Annotated in this window: 14 protein-coding genes and 1 tRNA gene; 2 read left to right on the plus strand and 13 right to left on the minus strand. The window is 62.9% G+C overall.

Features of this window, described 5'->3' with window-relative positions:
- Position 1: 1 nt before the first annotated feature.
- A complete protein-coding gene (locus ACP15K_RS15675) occupies positions 2 to 1027 on the minus strand; it encodes an ABC transporter substrate-binding protein (RefSeq protein WP_193140807.1) in 1026 nt (341 codons plus the stop codon).
- A gap of 386 nt (positions 1028 to 1413) precedes the next feature.
- Between ACP15K_RS15675 and ACP15K_RS15680 the strand changes: the two genes are divergently transcribed.
- Positions 1414 to 2109 (plus strand): N-formylglutamate amidohydrolase, encoded by a 696-nt coding sequence (locus ACP15K_RS15680; protein WP_193140806.1) that lies wholly within the window; start codon positions 1414 to 1416, stop codon positions 2107 to 2109.
- 97 nt (positions 2110 to 2206) lie between these two features.
- Here ACP15K_RS15680 and ACP15K_RS15685 read toward each other — a convergent pair whose 3' ends face one another.
- The 3 genes from ACP15K_RS15685 to ACP15K_RS15695 all read right to left on the minus strand — a co-directional run bounded on the left by ACP15K_RS15685 (position 2207) and on the right by ACP15K_RS15695 (position 5198).
- Positions 2207 to 3013: an ATP-binding cassette domain-containing protein gene (locus tag ACP15K_RS15685; RefSeq protein ID WP_424990934.1), complete on the minus strand. Its 807-nt coding sequence runs from the start codon at positions 3011 to 3013 to the stop codon at positions 2207 to 2209.
- Positions 2989 to 4071: an ABC transporter permease gene (locus ACP15K_RS15690; protein WP_193140804.1), complete on the minus strand. Its 1083-nt coding sequence runs from the start codon at positions 4069 to 4071 to the stop codon at positions 2989 to 2991. The genes ACP15K_RS15685 and ACP15K_RS15690 overlap by 25 nt, the downstream gene beginning before the upstream one ends.
- 116 nt (positions 4072 to 4187) lie before the next feature.
- On the minus strand, positions 4188 to 5198 hold the full coding sequence (locus ACP15K_RS15695; RefSeq protein WP_193140803.1) for a sugar ABC transporter substrate-binding protein: 1011 nt from the start codon (positions 5196 to 5198) through the stop codon (positions 4188 to 4190).
- A gap of 193 nt (positions 5199 to 5391) precedes the next feature.
- Here ACP15K_RS15695 and ACP15K_RS15700 point away from each other — a divergent pair, with 193 nt between their 5' ends.
- Positions 5392 to 6591, plus strand: coding sequence for an ROK family transcriptional regulator (locus tag ACP15K_RS15700; RefSeq protein ID WP_424990952.1), 1200 nt, complete (start codon positions 5392 to 5394; stop codon positions 6589 to 6591).
- A gap of 140 nt (positions 6592 to 6731) precedes the next feature.
- On the opposite strand, the gene ACP15K_RS15705 is transcribed toward ACP15K_RS15700, so the two are convergent.
- From ACP15K_RS15705 to ACP15K_RS15745, 9 genes are all read right to left on the minus strand, one after another.
- Positions 6732 to 7199, minus strand: a complete 468-nt coding sequence (locus ACP15K_RS15705) for a hypothetical protein (protein WP_424990935.1) — start codon at positions 7197 to 7199, stop codon at positions 6732 to 6734.
- A gap of 121 nt (positions 7200 to 7320) precedes the next feature.
- Positions 7321 to 8067, minus strand: a complete 747-nt coding sequence (locus tag ACP15K_RS15710; RefSeq protein WP_424990936.1) for a hypothetical protein — start codon at positions 8065 to 8067, stop codon at positions 7321 to 7323.
- A 141-nt stretch (positions 8068 to 8208) separates the two neighbouring features.
- Positions 8209 to 8823, minus strand: a complete 615-nt coding sequence (locus ACP15K_RS15715; RefSeq protein ID WP_424990937.1) for a PqiC family protein — start codon at positions 8821 to 8823, stop codon at positions 8209 to 8211.
- Positions 8824 to 8835: 12 nt separating this feature from the next.
- On the minus strand, positions 8836 to 10284 hold the full coding sequence (locus ACP15K_RS15720; protein WP_424990938.1) for an MlaD family protein: 1449 nt from the start codon (positions 10282 to 10284) through the stop codon (positions 8836 to 8838).
- Positions 10281 to 11111, minus strand: a complete 831-nt coding sequence (locus ACP15K_RS15725; RefSeq protein ID WP_193140798.1) for an ABC transporter ATP-binding protein — start codon at positions 11109 to 11111, stop codon at positions 10281 to 10283. The genes ACP15K_RS15720 and ACP15K_RS15725 overlap by 4 nt, the downstream gene beginning before the upstream one ends.
- A 9-nt stretch (positions 11112 to 11120) precedes the next feature.
- Complete coding sequence (locus ACP15K_RS15730) at positions 11121 to 12332, minus strand: MlaE family ABC transporter permease (protein WP_424990939.1); 1212 nt, start codon at positions 12330 to 12332, stop codon at positions 11121 to 11123.
- Between the two features lie 195 nt (positions 12333 to 12527).
- Positions 12528 to 12989, minus strand: coding sequence for a thiol-disulfide oxidoreductase DCC family protein (locus tag ACP15K_RS15735; RefSeq protein WP_424990940.1), 462 nt, complete (start codon positions 12987 to 12989; stop codon positions 12528 to 12530).
- A gap of 152 nt (positions 12990 to 13141) precedes the next feature.
- Positions 13142 to 13507 carry a hypothetical protein gene (locus ACP15K_RS15740; RefSeq protein WP_424990941.1) on the minus strand — a complete coding sequence of 122 codons (366 nt, stop codon included), beginning with the start codon at positions 13505 to 13507 and terminating at the stop codon, positions 13142 to 13144.
- A gap of 378 nt (positions 13508 to 13885) precedes the next feature.
- Positions 13886 to 13962, minus strand: a tRNA-Arg gene (locus ACP15K_RS15745).
- Between the last annotated feature and the right edge of the window lie 52 nt (positions 13963 to 14014).

Below are 14014 nucleotides of genomic sequence, written 5' to 3' on the forward strand. Positions count from 1 at the left end.
TTTACTGCGGCAGGACCGAGACCTCCTCGTCCCATTTCTGCAGCAGACGCTTGCGTTCGTCGGACGAGCCGTACTTCACGAAGTCATAGTCGATCAGATTGATTTTCGACATGTCCGGGGCCTTGTCTGACGCCTGAGCATTCACGTTCGACATGACCTGAAACGAGTTGACCTCAAGGGAGAGGTTCTGCGCCTCGGCGGTCAGCGCCCAGTCATAGAATTTCTGGGCTTCCTCCAGGTTGCGCGCGCCTTCGATGATCGACATCGACCCGATTTCATAACCGGTGCCCTCGCAAGGCGCCACCACGGTGACGGGGAACCCGGCGACCGCCTGTGCCACGGCGTCATGCATGAAGACGATGCCGATGGTGGTCTCGCCACGGCCAGCGGCCTTGATCGGCGCCGATCCCGACTTGGTGTACTGGTTGATGTTGGCGTGCAGGCCCTTCATGAACTCGAAGCCCTCGTCCTCGCCGAACAGCTGCACCATCGAGGCGAGCGTCGTATAGGCGGTGCCCGAGGAGTTCGGGTTCGCCATCTGCACATGGCCCTTGTATTCAGGCTTCAGCAAATCTTTCCAGCACGCGGGTTCCGGCAGGTTGTTGGCCGCCAGAAGATCGTTGTTGTAGCCATAGCCCAGGGCCCCGGAATAGATGCCGATCGTCCGGTTGCCAGCGCTTTCGGCCTGGGCGATCGCCCAGGGGTGAAGCTGGTCCCGCATCGGCGAGATGTACTCCTGCGAAAGTCCTGCTTCCGCCGCCTGAAGATGCGGATCCCCGGTGCCGCCCCACCAGATGTCCCCCTTGGGATTGCTGGCCTCGGCACGCAGCTGCGCGAAGGTTTCGCCAGACGACTTGCGGGTCATGTTGACGTCGATTCCGGTGGCATCTTCAAAGCCACGGGCCATCGCCTGGCACCACTCTTCCTCGGCACTGCAGTAGAGTGTCAGCTTGTCCGCATTGGCAGCACTTGCCGCAAATCCAAAGGCCGCCAGTGATGCACAGAGCATCAGGTTGGTTCTGGTCATGTCATTCCTCCCAAGAGCATTTTTCAGGTTTTACACCCGTATTGTGATGAAACTGTAGGCACGCACCATCGCGCTGGCAATGGCCTTGGGGCAGGGGCTTGGAAATGGCTGCACCCGCTTGCAAGGTGCTACCAAGCGGGCTGCGGGCCAGATGGATCATGGGGCGTCGGGATGTCGGCTGCGCTGGTGAAACGGCTGCGTGGCACTATCGTTCCGGTGTGCCCCTGGTGTGCTGACCACCGTGTTCGAACCGCCCTTGCCAACTGTGCCTGTTGCCAGCACGGTCGTCCCTGCGTGCGCTGGCGCGACCCCCGCGCCAGTTGCTCTCCCACCGGGTCGAGCATTTTATGCCCGTTTGCGCAGCGCGACCAACCGGAGGTACAGATTTGCCCAAACTGACCGTCCACGTTCCGCATGCATCCCTGCATATTCCCGAAGAGGCGTGGTCAGATTTCCTCGTTGAAAGAAGCGCGGTTGAGCGTGAGGCCCTGGCGTCGGCGGACCTGTTCACAGACCAGATGGCGCACGACGCCTGGCCGGACGCAAAGATCATTGAGGCGCCGGTCTCGCGGATCGTTGTCGACGTGGAACGCTACGATGACGATAGCCGCGAAGAGATGGCCACGGTCGGTCGCGGCGCCCTGTATACGCACGATCACCGCCAGAACCGCATTCGCAAGGATCTGTCCGCCCCCCGAAGGGCCGAGTTGTTGGCGCGCTACTACGCCCCCCATTGGGCGCGTCTGTCGGAGGCCGCCGCGGGTGCGACGCTGATTGACCTGCACACCTATCCCCTGGAGCCTTGGCTCATAGAGCGCCACTCAGACGGGCCAAGGCCCGAGATAGATATCGGGTTCACAGCGGATCTGACGCCCGCTGGCTGGGTCCGGTCCCTGACACGGCATTTCGCGGATGCAGGCTATGATGTCGGTCTGAATACGCCCTATGGCGGCGTGATCGATGCAACGGCCAAGGCGGCGGTGATGATCGAGATCCGGCGCGATGTTGTGGGGCGACCGGGCGCGGATCCAAAGTGGCAGCGTCTCATCCACGTTCTCAGAAACATGCCTCTGGTCCGGTAGATTGCCGAATGCTGGGCCACGGTGGCGATCTTGCGAGATGGTCTCAAAGCGCCGCCGGACTCCTGTCCGGCGGCGCTATTGACAGCCCGTGCTTCCGTCAGGCGGCGTCCTGGGCCGGAGGCTCCTTGGCGCCAGTCATGAAGGCGACCGCGTCGGACATGGTGTAGTCCTTGGGGTCGATGGTACAAAGCCGCTTGCCCAACCGGTGGATGTGGATGCGGTCGGCGACCTCGAACACATGCGGCATGTTGTGGCTGATCAGGATGATCGGGATCCCGCGGGCCCGGACATCCTGGATCAGTTCCAGCACCTTGCGGCTTTCCTTGACGCCCAGGGCCGCCGTCGGTTCGTCCATGATGATGAACTTGGTGGCGAAGGCCGCGGCGCGGGCGACGGCGACGCCCTGACGCTGGCCGCCCGACAGGGTTTCGACCGGCTGCTTGATGGATTGCACGGTCATCAGCCCCAGTTCGGTCAGCTTGTCACGCGCGAACTTCTCCATGGCGGGTTTGTCCAGCATCCGTAGATACTTGCCCATCCAGCCCTCCTTGCGGATTTCGCGCCCCGTGAACATGTTGTCGGCAATCGACAGGGCCGGGGACAGGGCGAGGTTCTGATAGACGATCTCGATCCCCATGTCCCGCGCCTCGATCGGCGAGGTGAACCGGACCGGTTTTCCCTCGATCAGGATCTCGCCCTGATCGGGGACGGTGGCACCGCAGATCGCCTTGACGATCGACGACTTGCCGGCGCCGTTGTCGCCGATCACCGCCAGAACCTCGCCGGCGCGCAGTTCGAAATCCGAGTGATCAATCGCGGTCACGTGGCCATAGCGCTTCACGATCCCGCGGGCCTGTACGACAGGGGTTGTTGTCTGCGTCATGCCGAAACCCTTCTGATCCATTGGTCGATTGCGACCGCGATGATGATAAGCCAGCCGATGGCAAAGACCTGCCACAGCACATCAACACCCGACAGGCGTAGGCCAGAGCGGAACACCCCGACGATCAGCGCGCCAAAAAGCGCCCCCATGATCGAGCCGCGCCCGCCAAACAGCGAGATGCCCCCGATCACGACGGCGGTGATCGAATCCAGGTTGCCTTCGTAGAAGGATTGCGGCGAGATCGACCCGACCCGGCCGATCGAGGCCCAGCCCGCCAGCGCACAGATGAAGCCCGACAGCCCATAGACCGACAGCAGCGTGCGGTCGGTGCGGATGCCCGACAGATCGGCGGCTTCCTTGTCGTCGCCGATGGCATAGACATGGCGGCCCCAGGCGGTCTTGTTCAGCATGTACCACAGCACGACGAAGACCACGATCATCAGGATCGAACTGAGCGTGATGCGCGCGCCGCCGACATCGAAGGACGCCCCGAAGAATTTCAGGAACGGCGCCTCGGTATCGATGTCCTGCCCGCGGATCGACTGCGCGCCCGAAAGCCACAGCAGCAACGCATAGAAGATCGACCAGGTGCCGAGCGTGGTGATGAAGGGCGGAAGCTTGACGCGGGTGATGAGCCAGCCGTTCATCAGGCCCGCGCCGACCCCGCCGGCCAGACCGACCAGGATGGCAAAGCCGGAGGGCACACCGGCGAACACCGCCAGATTGCCCATGACGACCGACATCAACACCATGATGGCCGCGACCGACAGGTCGATGCCGGCGGTGATGATGATCAGCGACTGGGCGGCGGCCAGGATGCCGATGATCGACACCTGTTGCAGGATCAGGCTGAGGTTGAAGGCCGAGAAGAATTTCCCGCCCGCGATCAACCCGAAGGCCACGAGGCTGAGAACCAGCACGATCACCGGAACCAGCGTGGGATTGTTGTGAAGCAGGTGCTGGATACGGTCCAGCAGGGTATGATTCTGGACCTCGAACTCGGCGACCCTGGCGTCGCTGCGGTTCAGGTCCTGTTCAAATTCCTGGCCTGAGCGGGCAGGATTTGTGGGTTCAGACATGACTCTCTCCCTTGCCGGCAAGCATAGCTGCGGCGTCAGATTCCGTCAAAATATGGGGGGGGACGACGAGAACGGGCAGGGCACCAAGGCACCCTGCCAAAATGGTCAGCCGGGGATCAGCCCCAGCACTTCTTCAGACCTTCTTCCGAAGTGATCGACGGAAGGCCCTCGACGGGCTTGTCGGTCACCAACTCGACACCGGTGTTGTAGAAATCCAGTCCTTCGGTGTTCTGCGGCTTCTCGCCGGTTTCGGCAAAGGTCGCGATCGCCTCGACGCCCTTGGAGGCCATCAGCAGCGGGAACTGCATCGCGGTTGCGCCGATCACACCGCCGGCAATGTCCTTCACGCCGGGGCAGCCACCATCGACCGAAACGATCAGAACGCCCTCTTCCTTGCCGAAGGATTTCAGCGCCTCATAGGCACCGGCGGCGGCGGGTTCGTTGATGGTATAGACCAGATTGATGTCCGGATCGATCTGCAGCAGGTTCTCCATCGCGGTCCGTCCGCCATCGGGCGACCCGTCGGTTACGTCATTGCCGACGATGCGCGGGTCATCTTCGTCGCCGATGTCGGTCGGGTCCTTGATGTCGATGCCGAAGCCCTGAAGAAAGCCGTTGTTGCGCTGGTAGTCGACCGAGACTTCCGAGGCGTTCAGATCCAGCAGCGCGATCTTGGCGTTGGCCGCGTCGTCCCCCATCGTGGCACGCGCCCATTGGCCGATCAGAACCCCGGCCTTGAAGTTGTCGGTGGCAAAGGTCGCGTCAGCCGCGTCGGCCGGTTCGAACTGCGTGTCCAGCGCGATGACGAGGATCCCGGCGTCGCGGGCCTGGGTGATAACCGGCACCAGCGCGCGACTGTCGGTCGGGGTGATCAGGATACCCTTGGCGCCGGACGCGATGCAGGTCTCGACCGAGGCCACCTGGGTTTCAACATCGCCGTCGTATTTGCCGGCAAAGGTCGACAGGGTGATGCCATGTTGTTCGGCAGCCGCCGTGGCGCCTTCCTTCATCTTGACGAAGAAGGGATTGGTGTCGGTCTTGGTAATCAGGCAGGCGTTGGTATCGGCAAAGGCGGCACCTGCGCACAGGCTCAGGCCTAGGGCCGAGGTGGTCAATAGAGCTTTCATGTTTTCCTCCCACACGAAGCGAATTTCGTTCTGGACCGGGGTTTCCGTTTCCGCGCTCACCGCGGTGAAACCTGGCAGGTCCGACCCTAAAAGACCTGATTCTACTGGTTTCGTCAATTAGTTTGTAAACTTTACTTACTAAGGGTGCGTGTGTATCTTTCCTTTTGAGGGGGAGGCACATATGGTCCGCGCCATGGACGGAGACAGCATCAGCGCAAAGCGGGCAGGCGTAAATCAAAGCGGCATCCGCGACTATAACGAACGCCTGATCCTTTCCATTTTGCAGTTCGAACGCGCCGTTCCCGCTGCCGAACTGGCGCGTCGCACCGGGCTGTCCAAACCCACGGTGTCCACCATCCTGCGCAACCTTGAAGCAGACGGTCTGGTCCGGCGTGGCAAACCGGTGCGCGGCAAGGTCGGCAAGCCCTCTATCCCCATGGAACTGGATCCCGATGGCGTGTTTTCCATCGGGTTGAAGATCGGCCGCCGCAGCGCCGATCTGGTGCTTCTGGATCTGTCGGGCACGGTGCGCGGACAGATGCACACGACCTACCAGTATCCCATGCCCGACGCCGTGTTCGGCTTTCTGAAAGACGGGCTGGCAACCCTTGTCGGGCGCCTGCCGGGAAATCTGCGGCATCGGGTGTGCGGGGTCGGTATCGGCACGCCGTTCGAGCTATGGAAATGGCATGACCTTGCGGGTCTCGCCGCCGAGAAGTTCCGCTCGTGGAAGGACATTGACTTCAAGGCTGAGGTCGCGGCCTTCAGCGATCTGCCGGTGTTCATCGTCAATGACGGCACCGCCGCGTGCCAGGCGGAACATCTTTACGGACGCACGCACGCGTACCGGGACTATGCCTATTTCTTCATTGGGTCGTTCGTTGGCGGCGGCGTGGTTCTGAACGGAACGGTGTTCGAGGGAACCCGTGGCAATGCCGGCGCGCTTGGATCCATGCGCAGCACCGGACCGCTGGGAGAAGCCCAGCAACTGATCGACGTCGCCTCGATCCATCTGCTGGAAGCGCGCCTTGTCGAGGCCGGGATCGATCCGGCGGTCCTGTGGCGGCAGCCCCAGGACTGGAGCGGCCTGACCCGCTATGTGGAGCCGTGGATCGGCCAGACCGCGCAGGAACTGGCCAAGGCCTCGCTGTCGATCTGTTCGGTCATCGATTTCGAAGCGGTGGTGATCGACGGGGCCTTCCCGACGAACGTGCGGGACGAACTGGTCGAACGGACCCGGCGGTATCTGGTAAATCAGGACAAGCGGGGATTGATCGAACCCCGGATCGACGCCGGAAACATCGGCCATAATGCCCGCGGTATCGGGGCCGCCAGCAGCCCGATGTTCTCGCAGTTCCTGCTGAACACAAACGCCGGGCTGTCGGCGATCTGAGGCGTCTTTCCGGGGGAAGGGATCGACCCGTCAATACACCCGTCCGTTCGATATTGCGGGCGTCTGCGCTTTCCACATCCCCCCGGCCATGCAACCCCCTCGACCGCAAAAAAGACATATTTCTGAACATCGCGCGTCGTCTATGGTCCGATGGACCGGTCCAGAAGGCGCTGGTAGGTCGCTTCCCTGTCTCGATCACTGCAAGGCGGCGGAAAGGGAAGGGCATCTTCATAGGCCTGCGCCACTGCGGCCCCGTTCGCGCGGAATCGATGGTAGACCTCCAGAACCTCTTGCCCGACGCGGTCTGGCAACGGCCGCCGCCGCGACCGGAACTTGCTGGAAAACTGCGCAACGGGACTTGCGCGCCGAACATCTCGGATCATGTGGATGAGGGAGGGGACATCGGAGCCGGCGAAATTTGTCACCAGCGTCGGCGCGCTGTCGTAGCACAGCGGCATTTCGGCCGGTCGCCAGGTGGCCTCGCCGAACAGACCGTGGTGCAGCATTCGCACGGGCGGGGTGACATGGACAAGCTTGACCCCCAGTCGGCCATTCTGGGCAAAGGCAAACTGTGAGCCGTTGTGTTCGTTCAGCCTTTTGGGGTTCATCAGGTTCCTTCGGTGGCAACCGGTGCACCCGAAGCTGCCGAATTCCCACAAGGGATCCGTCCTCATTTCGTTGGGATCATCTAGACGCGGCTGCCTGAGCAGGATGATAACGACGCGAGGACTATCCCTCACCTGAAGATCTCCCAAGGGTCGAGAGGATGCCGTCGCACCATTGCCGGGCGTCCGTGCGCTCCCCGATATCCGCAATGAACTCCTGACCACGGGCCGCGACGTTGAGTGTGTCGGTCCCGTCCCAGCGTTCCGTCCGCCCGTGGTAGGTCAGGCCAACCTCGCGTAGCCATTCGGGAACACGCCAACGGCTGACGGCACATCCCGGCCATGTCAGGCGAAGCGCCTCGCTGGCCGTATCGGTGACCTGCCCTGTCCCGAGATACAGGGTGTTGTTCGGCTTCCAGTCTCCGATGGTGTGGGGATGTTGCCGCGCAAACCCGGGCGGTTGGTTTGCCGCGGTCGGGTTTGCGCCCAGTACGACCACCTCGTCGACCCTCAGGTACCCGAACAGCCTGTGATGCCGGTCCCGGCTGCCTTGCTGTGAGAACAGACCGAAGAACAGGAAAACATCGCCAACACCGACGGCGTTATTGGCCAGATGGGCTTGTGCGGCGCCGGTCTGGCCAAAGGCACAACGGCCATCCTGAAACATGGGGTCGGGATGACAAAGGTTGCCGCCCGTGATCCGCCCATTGGTCGCGGCCTCGACAATGTCCGAGAGCCCGAGATCTGCATAGGTCGTTTCGGATCGATGTTTGGTGGGAATGGGCAGGCTGATGGGCCGTCCAGCGATGATCGGCGATGGGACGCCGCCGGCCCCGCTGTCGAACCCCTTCCTGCTGAAAATGATCTTCATTTCAAGCGACCGGTTCTGCGGCTGCAGGAAGACCGCCTTTTGGGCCCCAGGGCAACCTGTCCGCAGGACCGTCGGGCGCTGTGCAGCCCAGGTGGCGGCGATCCCTTTCAGGCGCCGCGGGGTGAGCTGTCGGTTCCGCCGTCACCGGATCCCCGAGGCGGCGATTTCCTGGCCAAGGCGGGCAACGCTTCGGCTCATCGCGGCGGTGATCTGCGCATAGTCGGGGCCGCCCGCGCCGCCCTCGGCTCCGCTGATCGGTTCGCGCAGGACGGTGCGTCCCATCCTGATGACATCCTGCGTGCCGCCGCTGACCACCGCCCAGCGGGCATCGAGAAGCACCTGATTGTCCGGATGCGCCTCGAACGCGTTGACCTGTACCAGAATCTGGTAGGTCACGTTGCCGGACACCGACCACGGATGAAGCAGGACGCGATCCGTGTTCAGCCTTTCGGACAGAACCTCTCCCAACACGCTCTGGAAGTTCTCGGTCAGACCGCCGCCCCAGCGGTTCAGGTCAGCCACGTTCAGCGCGGTTGCATTCTCGCGGATGACGATCTCGGGGCGGTCGAGGTATTCCGGCAGGGTGACAGGTCCGACGCCGATGGACAGGCCGCGCCGCCGCGTGGTTTGCGCGGTTGCTCCAGTGGTGATGCCGGGGGCCGACAGGACATAGAAGTTCGACGGCTTGCTGTCGCAGGCCGCCACCGCAAGGCACAGGGCCAAGGCTGAGACCACCTTGAAAATTCGCTGCATCATCACTCTCTCCGGTTACCGGCGGCCTGTCAGAAGCGCGCTTGGATTGCGTTCAAGGTAATTGGCAAATTCGCGCAAGGATACGGCGGCACGGCGAATTTCCCGCAAGGCGACATCCAGTTGCGACACCGTGGGCGAGTCAGCTCCGACCAGCGACCGCACCCCGGACAGGGCGCTGCGGGCATCGCGCATCGCAAGATCGGCATTGTTCAGGATGCCATCGACCTTGGCGATGATGGGCTGTACCCCGCCATCCACGTCGGCGATCAGCTTGCGCAGATCGTCTATGGCCGTCACGCCGTCCTGCAGCGCAGACCGGGCCACCTCCATCGTCGAGATGGCCTCGCCGGTGATCGGTCCGACCTCGGTTTCAAGCTCTGCCGCCAGACGGCCGACCGAATTGATCGGCGCCCGCACCTCGTCCAGAACCTTGGTGGCGGTCGTCAGGGCGGTCCGGGCGTCGGCAATCAGAGGATCGGCCTTCGCGTCCAGCGATTTCACGACAGAGCGGGTGTCCTCCAGCGTGCCGTTCGCCGTTGCCAGGGCCTGTTGCAGCCCGTCCGAGATCGGCGTGATCTCGCCCTCCACGCTTGCGATAAGGGTGCTGGCATCCCTTGCCGTTTTCTCCAGCGCGGCGAGGGTGCTTTCCAACTCTTGCGACATCGGGGCGATCTGCGCGTCCAACCCATCTATAAGCGTCTGCAGGTGGGTCATGGTCTGCTCGGCGGTATAGAGCACTTCGCCGGGCTGCATGGACAGGCGCGCCTTGGCTTCTGCCGCGGTCGCACGAATATCAACGATGGTCGCGTGCATCTCGTCGATGAACGGGCCGATCTTGTCCGAGACTTCGTTGATCGCGGTGCTGACCCGAACGATGCTGCTGGACGCCGATTTCACTGCCTTCTGGATATCTTCCGCGACTTCCTCCAGCGGCACCTTCTGCAGGATATCCGCGACACGGGTGATGCTGGCCTTCAGTTTTTCGGTGTCCGACGGCAGGGTCGGGATTTCCTCGTGCTCGGGATCAAGCCCGGTCAGGGTGGCCTTTGATCCCGATTTGAAATCAAGCTCGATGCCAAGCTGGCCGGTGACGAAGGATTGCAGGGCAAGCTCGGCCCGCAGACCGAATTCAATGAGTTCCTGGATGCTGCGCCGGTTTTCATGGGTGCGCCCCCGGATGCGGTCGGGCTCGATCTGGACATAGACGGGAATGACGAATTCCGAGTTCTTGTCCTTTGGAAAGTAGCTGACGCTGATGTCCGTTACCTGGCCAAGGGGCACGCCCCGGAAATTGACCGGTGCCCCGACCTGCAGTCCCGCGACCGATCCCTGGAAGAACATCACGTAGGTCTGCTTCGTGATCAGGAACCCGGCGCCGCCGAAGGCGATCAGCCCGCCCATCGCAACGACAAAGGCGCCCAGGACGAAGATGCCGACAAGTTTTGGATTGGTTTTCTGGCTCATCGGGCGGCCTCCGTCGGTCGGCTGCTGTCCGTGCGCGCCGGGTCTGGCCCTTTGGTCATTGCGGACGCGCCCCGGTTCAGGAACTCGCGCACGTTGGGGTCCGGGCTGTGATCGCGCAACTCGCGCGGATCGCCCTTGGCGATCATCGTCTTGGAAACCGGGTCAAGGAAGACGGAATTGGTGCCGATGGAAAAGATGCTTGCCAATTCATGGGTGACGATCACCATCGTGGTTCCCAGGCTGTCGCGCAATTCCACGATCAGGTCGTCCAGAAGCTTCGAACTGATCGGGTCCAGGCCGGCGGAAGGCTCGTCCAGGAACAGGACATCCGGGTCCAGCGCCATGGCCCGCGCGATGCCCGCGCGTTTCTGCATGCCGCCGCTGATCTCGGACGGGTAGAAATCCTCGAACCCGGCCAATCCCACAAGGGCCAGTTTCATGGCCGCAAGATCGCGGATCTCGGCCGCGCCCAGTTCGGTGTATTCGCCCAATGGCAAGCCAACGTTTTCGGCCAGGGTCATCGAACTCCACAAGGCGCCGCTTTGATACAGCACACCGAAGCGGCGCATCATGGCCTCACGCGTGCTTGCTGCGGTGGACCAGAAATCGGCGCCGTCGAAGCGGACGATGCCGCGTGCCGGAGACTTGAGGCCGATCAGGCATTTCAGCACGGTGCTTTTGCCGCAGCCGGACCCGCCCATGATGATGAACACATCCCCGTGGTTGACGGTGAAGGTCAGATTTTTCTGAATCACGAAATCACCGTAGCTCAGATCAAGATTGCTGACCTCGATATGCGGGCTGGATGTGTGCGTGGTGCCTGTCATGCCGATTTCCTAGATCCCCATGATGCTTGTTACCACTGCGAAAAATCCGTCGAGCACGATGATCATCACGATGGACAGGACCACCGCCGAGGTGGCCGCGTCACCCACGGCCGAAGCGCTGCGGCCCGACTGCAGACCCTTGAGGCAGCCTGCCAGGGCAACAACGATGCCGAAGATCACGCTTTTGGAAATGCCGATGCCAAAATCTGTCAGGCTGACGCTGGCGATCGTCTGGACGTAATAGGCCGTGGGCGTCAGGCCCAGCATCCAGATCCCCACGATGCCGCCGCCCAGAATGCCAAGGATATTCGCGTAGATGCACAGCAGCGGCATCATCACGATCAACGCCAGCATGCGCGGCAGGACAAGGAACTCCATCGGCGAGAAGCCGAGCGTGCGGAAGGCGTCGATCTCCTCGTTGACCTGCATGGTGCCCAGTTGCGCGGCAAAGGCTGCCCCGGTGCGGCCGGCCATGATGATGCCGGTCATGATCGCGGCCATCTCGCGCGCCATGGCGATGGCGACCAGATCGGCGACATAGATCTGCGCCCCGAACTGGCGCAACTGGATGGCGCCGACGAAGGCAAGAATCAAACCGATCAAAACCGAGATCAGGGTCACGATGGGCAGGGCCTTCGGCCCACAGGCCTCCAGCGCGATCATCAGATCGACGCGCCGAAACCGTGCCCGTCCGACCGAAAAACGTGCCAGTGCGATGGTCGCCTCGCCGACGAAGGCCAGCGAGTCCTGCATGGATTTGTAGCTGGCAAGCCACCACTTCCCCAGCCCGACCAGAAACCCGTCCCGCGTCGCGGTCCGCCGCGCGCCCTGCCGCTCGGGCACGGCGGTGGCCAGGGTGACAAGTCTTTGCGCCCCGGCGGGCAGACCGCCAAGATCAACATCGATCCCGGCAGCCTTGCCCTGCGCGACAACGCCCAGGATCGCGGTGATGAAGGTGCTGTCCCATTGTGCCAGTGCATCGGTGTCGAACCCGATGCGCCGGATCCCGGTGCCGGCGGCGAGGGCCGAGGCAATGGCCGCAGAGCCCGGCGCCTTTGCCTGAAGGGTCCAGTCTCCGGAAAAGGCCAGAAGGCCGACGCCCGCCGTGCCCATCTCGACCGAAAACGCGCCCGTCTTTCGATCCGTCGCATGGTCCCTGGCCACGGTCATGCGTTGCGCCTGTGCGAGGATATTTTCGGCCAGCCGGACCGCAGACTCCATCGAAAGCCCAGGCGCGCCCATCCGACGGTGCCGCAAATCGCCAAAGCTGCATGTGTTGACATCATCATTGAAGGAGACAGGAGCCTGTCACGAAGTCAATATGATTGACGCCAACGGGACAAATCGCGCGTTCTCAATCGCATGGCGCGCGTCCCTAGTGTGGGACGGGATGCGGCGCCCAGGCTTCGGTGCAGATCAGGTCAAAAGCCGGCGGGCCAGTTCAGGGTCAGGCAGGGCGCACATGTCGCTGCGCCCGAAGCGATAGCGGTTGTGTGCAACCCGGCGATAAAGCCATTCCCGACCGCCGCGCGGCAGCACACGCATAATCGAGGCAAGCCGTCCGGCACCGCCCGTACGCGCCCAGATCCGGATGATCGCCTCCATCCCCGACCAGGCCTGCCCGTTTTCAAGGAAAAGCCACGTCTCGGGATCTTCGGGCTCAAGCCCGAAATGCCGGACCAGTGCCGCGCCGGTTGGCGACTGGGTCGGGCAGATCCGGAATTCCCCGGCGCGATCGAGCCGTGCAATAGTGCGCGCGCCCCATGAACACAGGGCGCATTCCCCGTCCATGACCGCAACAGGTCCGGTGTCGTCAAAATCCGGGACCGAAGGGTCGTCCCGATAGGAATAGGGGGTCTTGGTTCCGATAATCGCCATGTGTGGTGCTCCCTCGCCCGACAGACTGACGGTTTGGACCCGGATTGGAAAGGTCTGACGTGGGTCCGGGATCTGGCGCAGCGTTGTGTGGCTCCATTGGGCAGCCTTTGGGCAATCATGGCGGGCTCCGCCCAGGGGATTGCAAGGCCGAGCTAACCGCGCGGCTCAACCACGTCGCGCAATTCCCCAAAGGTGACCGACAGCGCGGGGGTAGCGGCGGGCCGTTGAACATTGGATCGGACACCGGCGAGGAACATGTTCAGCGCCATGGTGAACGGCGTTGCGGCAAGATTGCGCACGGCACCAAGCGCCGAAAGATGGGCGGCGTAGGCCAGAGGCACTGCCGCCGGGTGGTTGCGATCGGTCGACGTGGTTCCGGCCTGAGGTTGGCCGCGTGCCACCCAGAGCCGTGCCGCAAGGGCCAGGACAACTGCGGCGACCATCAGGACGGCCAACCCTTGGGAATAGCTGGCGGCGTCGGAACAGCGGCCGCCCGGTGCGATGCCCTGATCAACCATGTCGCCACGGGCCGCCCGGCGACCAGCCCGACGAACTGGATTTCGTCATTGTGCTCATGAAGACCCGGCATTGGCGGACCAACTTTTTCCGTCCCATGGCCGGGGTGGAGCAGGGCCGGCGCTGCGACAAGCGATGCCGGAATTCGTGATCGTCACGGCGCTGCATCAGGGGGGAGCAGGAGGGTTCTGCCAGAGGAGAGTGGCGGAACGCCCAGACCGCGTGTCACCCCGCGCACGAAGATGGTTTCCCGGCACTTACGACGGGGTTCAACCGGTGGTGTCCCAGCGAAGGCTCAACCTTGCGGGGACGCGACGCTTGTTGGTGGGGCGTTGGAATGCAGCCCCAATGGAGCAAAACAGGGGATTGGCTGTTTGTGCTGGCGACCCCTGAAGGACTCGAACCCTCAACCTGCGGATTAGAAGTCCGCTGCTCTATCCAGTTGAGCTAAGGGGCCGCTGAACTGCTTGTGCGGCATCGCTTGGGGGAGTTCAAGTCCTGCGGTGCCT

The sequence above is a fragment of the Fluviibacterium sp. S390 genome (assembly GCF_049800695.1).
Lineage (GTDB): Bacteria > Pseudomonadota > Alphaproteobacteria > Rhodobacterales > Rhodobacteraceae > Meridianimarinicoccus.

What these genes read in the sequence shown, in the direction of transcription:
- ACP15K_RS15735 (WP_424990940.1), bottom strand. Translation starts at nt 12,989, where the DNA reads ATGGCGATTATCGGAACCAAGACCCCCTATTCCTATCGGGACGACCCT.
- ACP15K_RS15685 (WP_424990934.1), bottom strand. Translation starts at nt 3,013, where the DNA reads ATGGATCAGAAGGGTTTCGGCATGACGCAGACAACAACCCCTGTCGTA.
- ACP15K_RS15700 (WP_424990952.1), top strand. Translation starts at nt 5,392, where the DNA reads ATGGACGGAGACAGCATCAGCGCAAAGCGGGCAGGCGTAAATCAAAGC.
- ACP15K_RS15725 (WP_193140798.1), bottom strand. Translation starts at nt 11,111, where the DNA reads ATGACAGGCACCACGCACACATCCAGCCCGCATATCGAGGTCAGCAAT.
- ACP15K_RS15695 (WP_193140803.1), bottom strand. Translation starts at nt 5,198, where the DNA reads ATGAAAGCTCTATTGACCACCTCGGCCCTAGGCCTGAGCCTGTGCGCA.
- ACP15K_RS15715 (WP_424990937.1), bottom strand. Translation starts at nt 8,823, where the DNA reads ATGATGCAGCGAATTTTCAAGGTGGTCTCAGCCTTGGCCCTGTGCCTT.
- ACP15K_RS15740 (WP_424990941.1), bottom strand. Translation starts at nt 13,507, where the DNA reads ATGGTTGATCAGGGCATCGCACCGGGCGGCCGCTGTTCCGACGCCGCC.
- ACP15K_RS15705 (WP_424990935.1), bottom strand. Translation starts at nt 7,199, where the DNA reads ATGAACCCCAAAAGGCTGAACGAACACAACGGCTCACAGTTTGCCTTT.
- ACP15K_RS15690 (WP_193140804.1), bottom strand. Translation starts at nt 4,071, where the DNA reads ATGTCTGAACCCACAAATCCTGCCCGCTCAGGCCAGGAATTTGAACAG.
- ACP15K_RS15710 (WP_424990936.1), bottom strand. Translation starts at nt 8,067, where the DNA reads ATGAAGATCATTTTCAGCAGGAAGGGGTTCGACAGCGGGGCCGGCGGC.
- ACP15K_RS15675 (WP_193140807.1), bottom strand. Translation starts at nt 1,027, where the DNA reads ATGACCAGAACCAACCTGATGCTCTGTGCATCACTGGCGGCCTTTGGA.
- ACP15K_RS15720 (WP_424990938.1), bottom strand. Translation starts at nt 10,284, where the DNA reads ATGAGCCAGAAAACCAATCCAAAACTTGTCGGCATCTTCGTCCTGGGC.
- ACP15K_RS15730 (WP_424990939.1), bottom strand. Translation starts at nt 12,332, where the DNA reads ATGGAGTCTGCGGTCCGGCTGGCCGAAAATATCCTCGCACAGGCGCAA.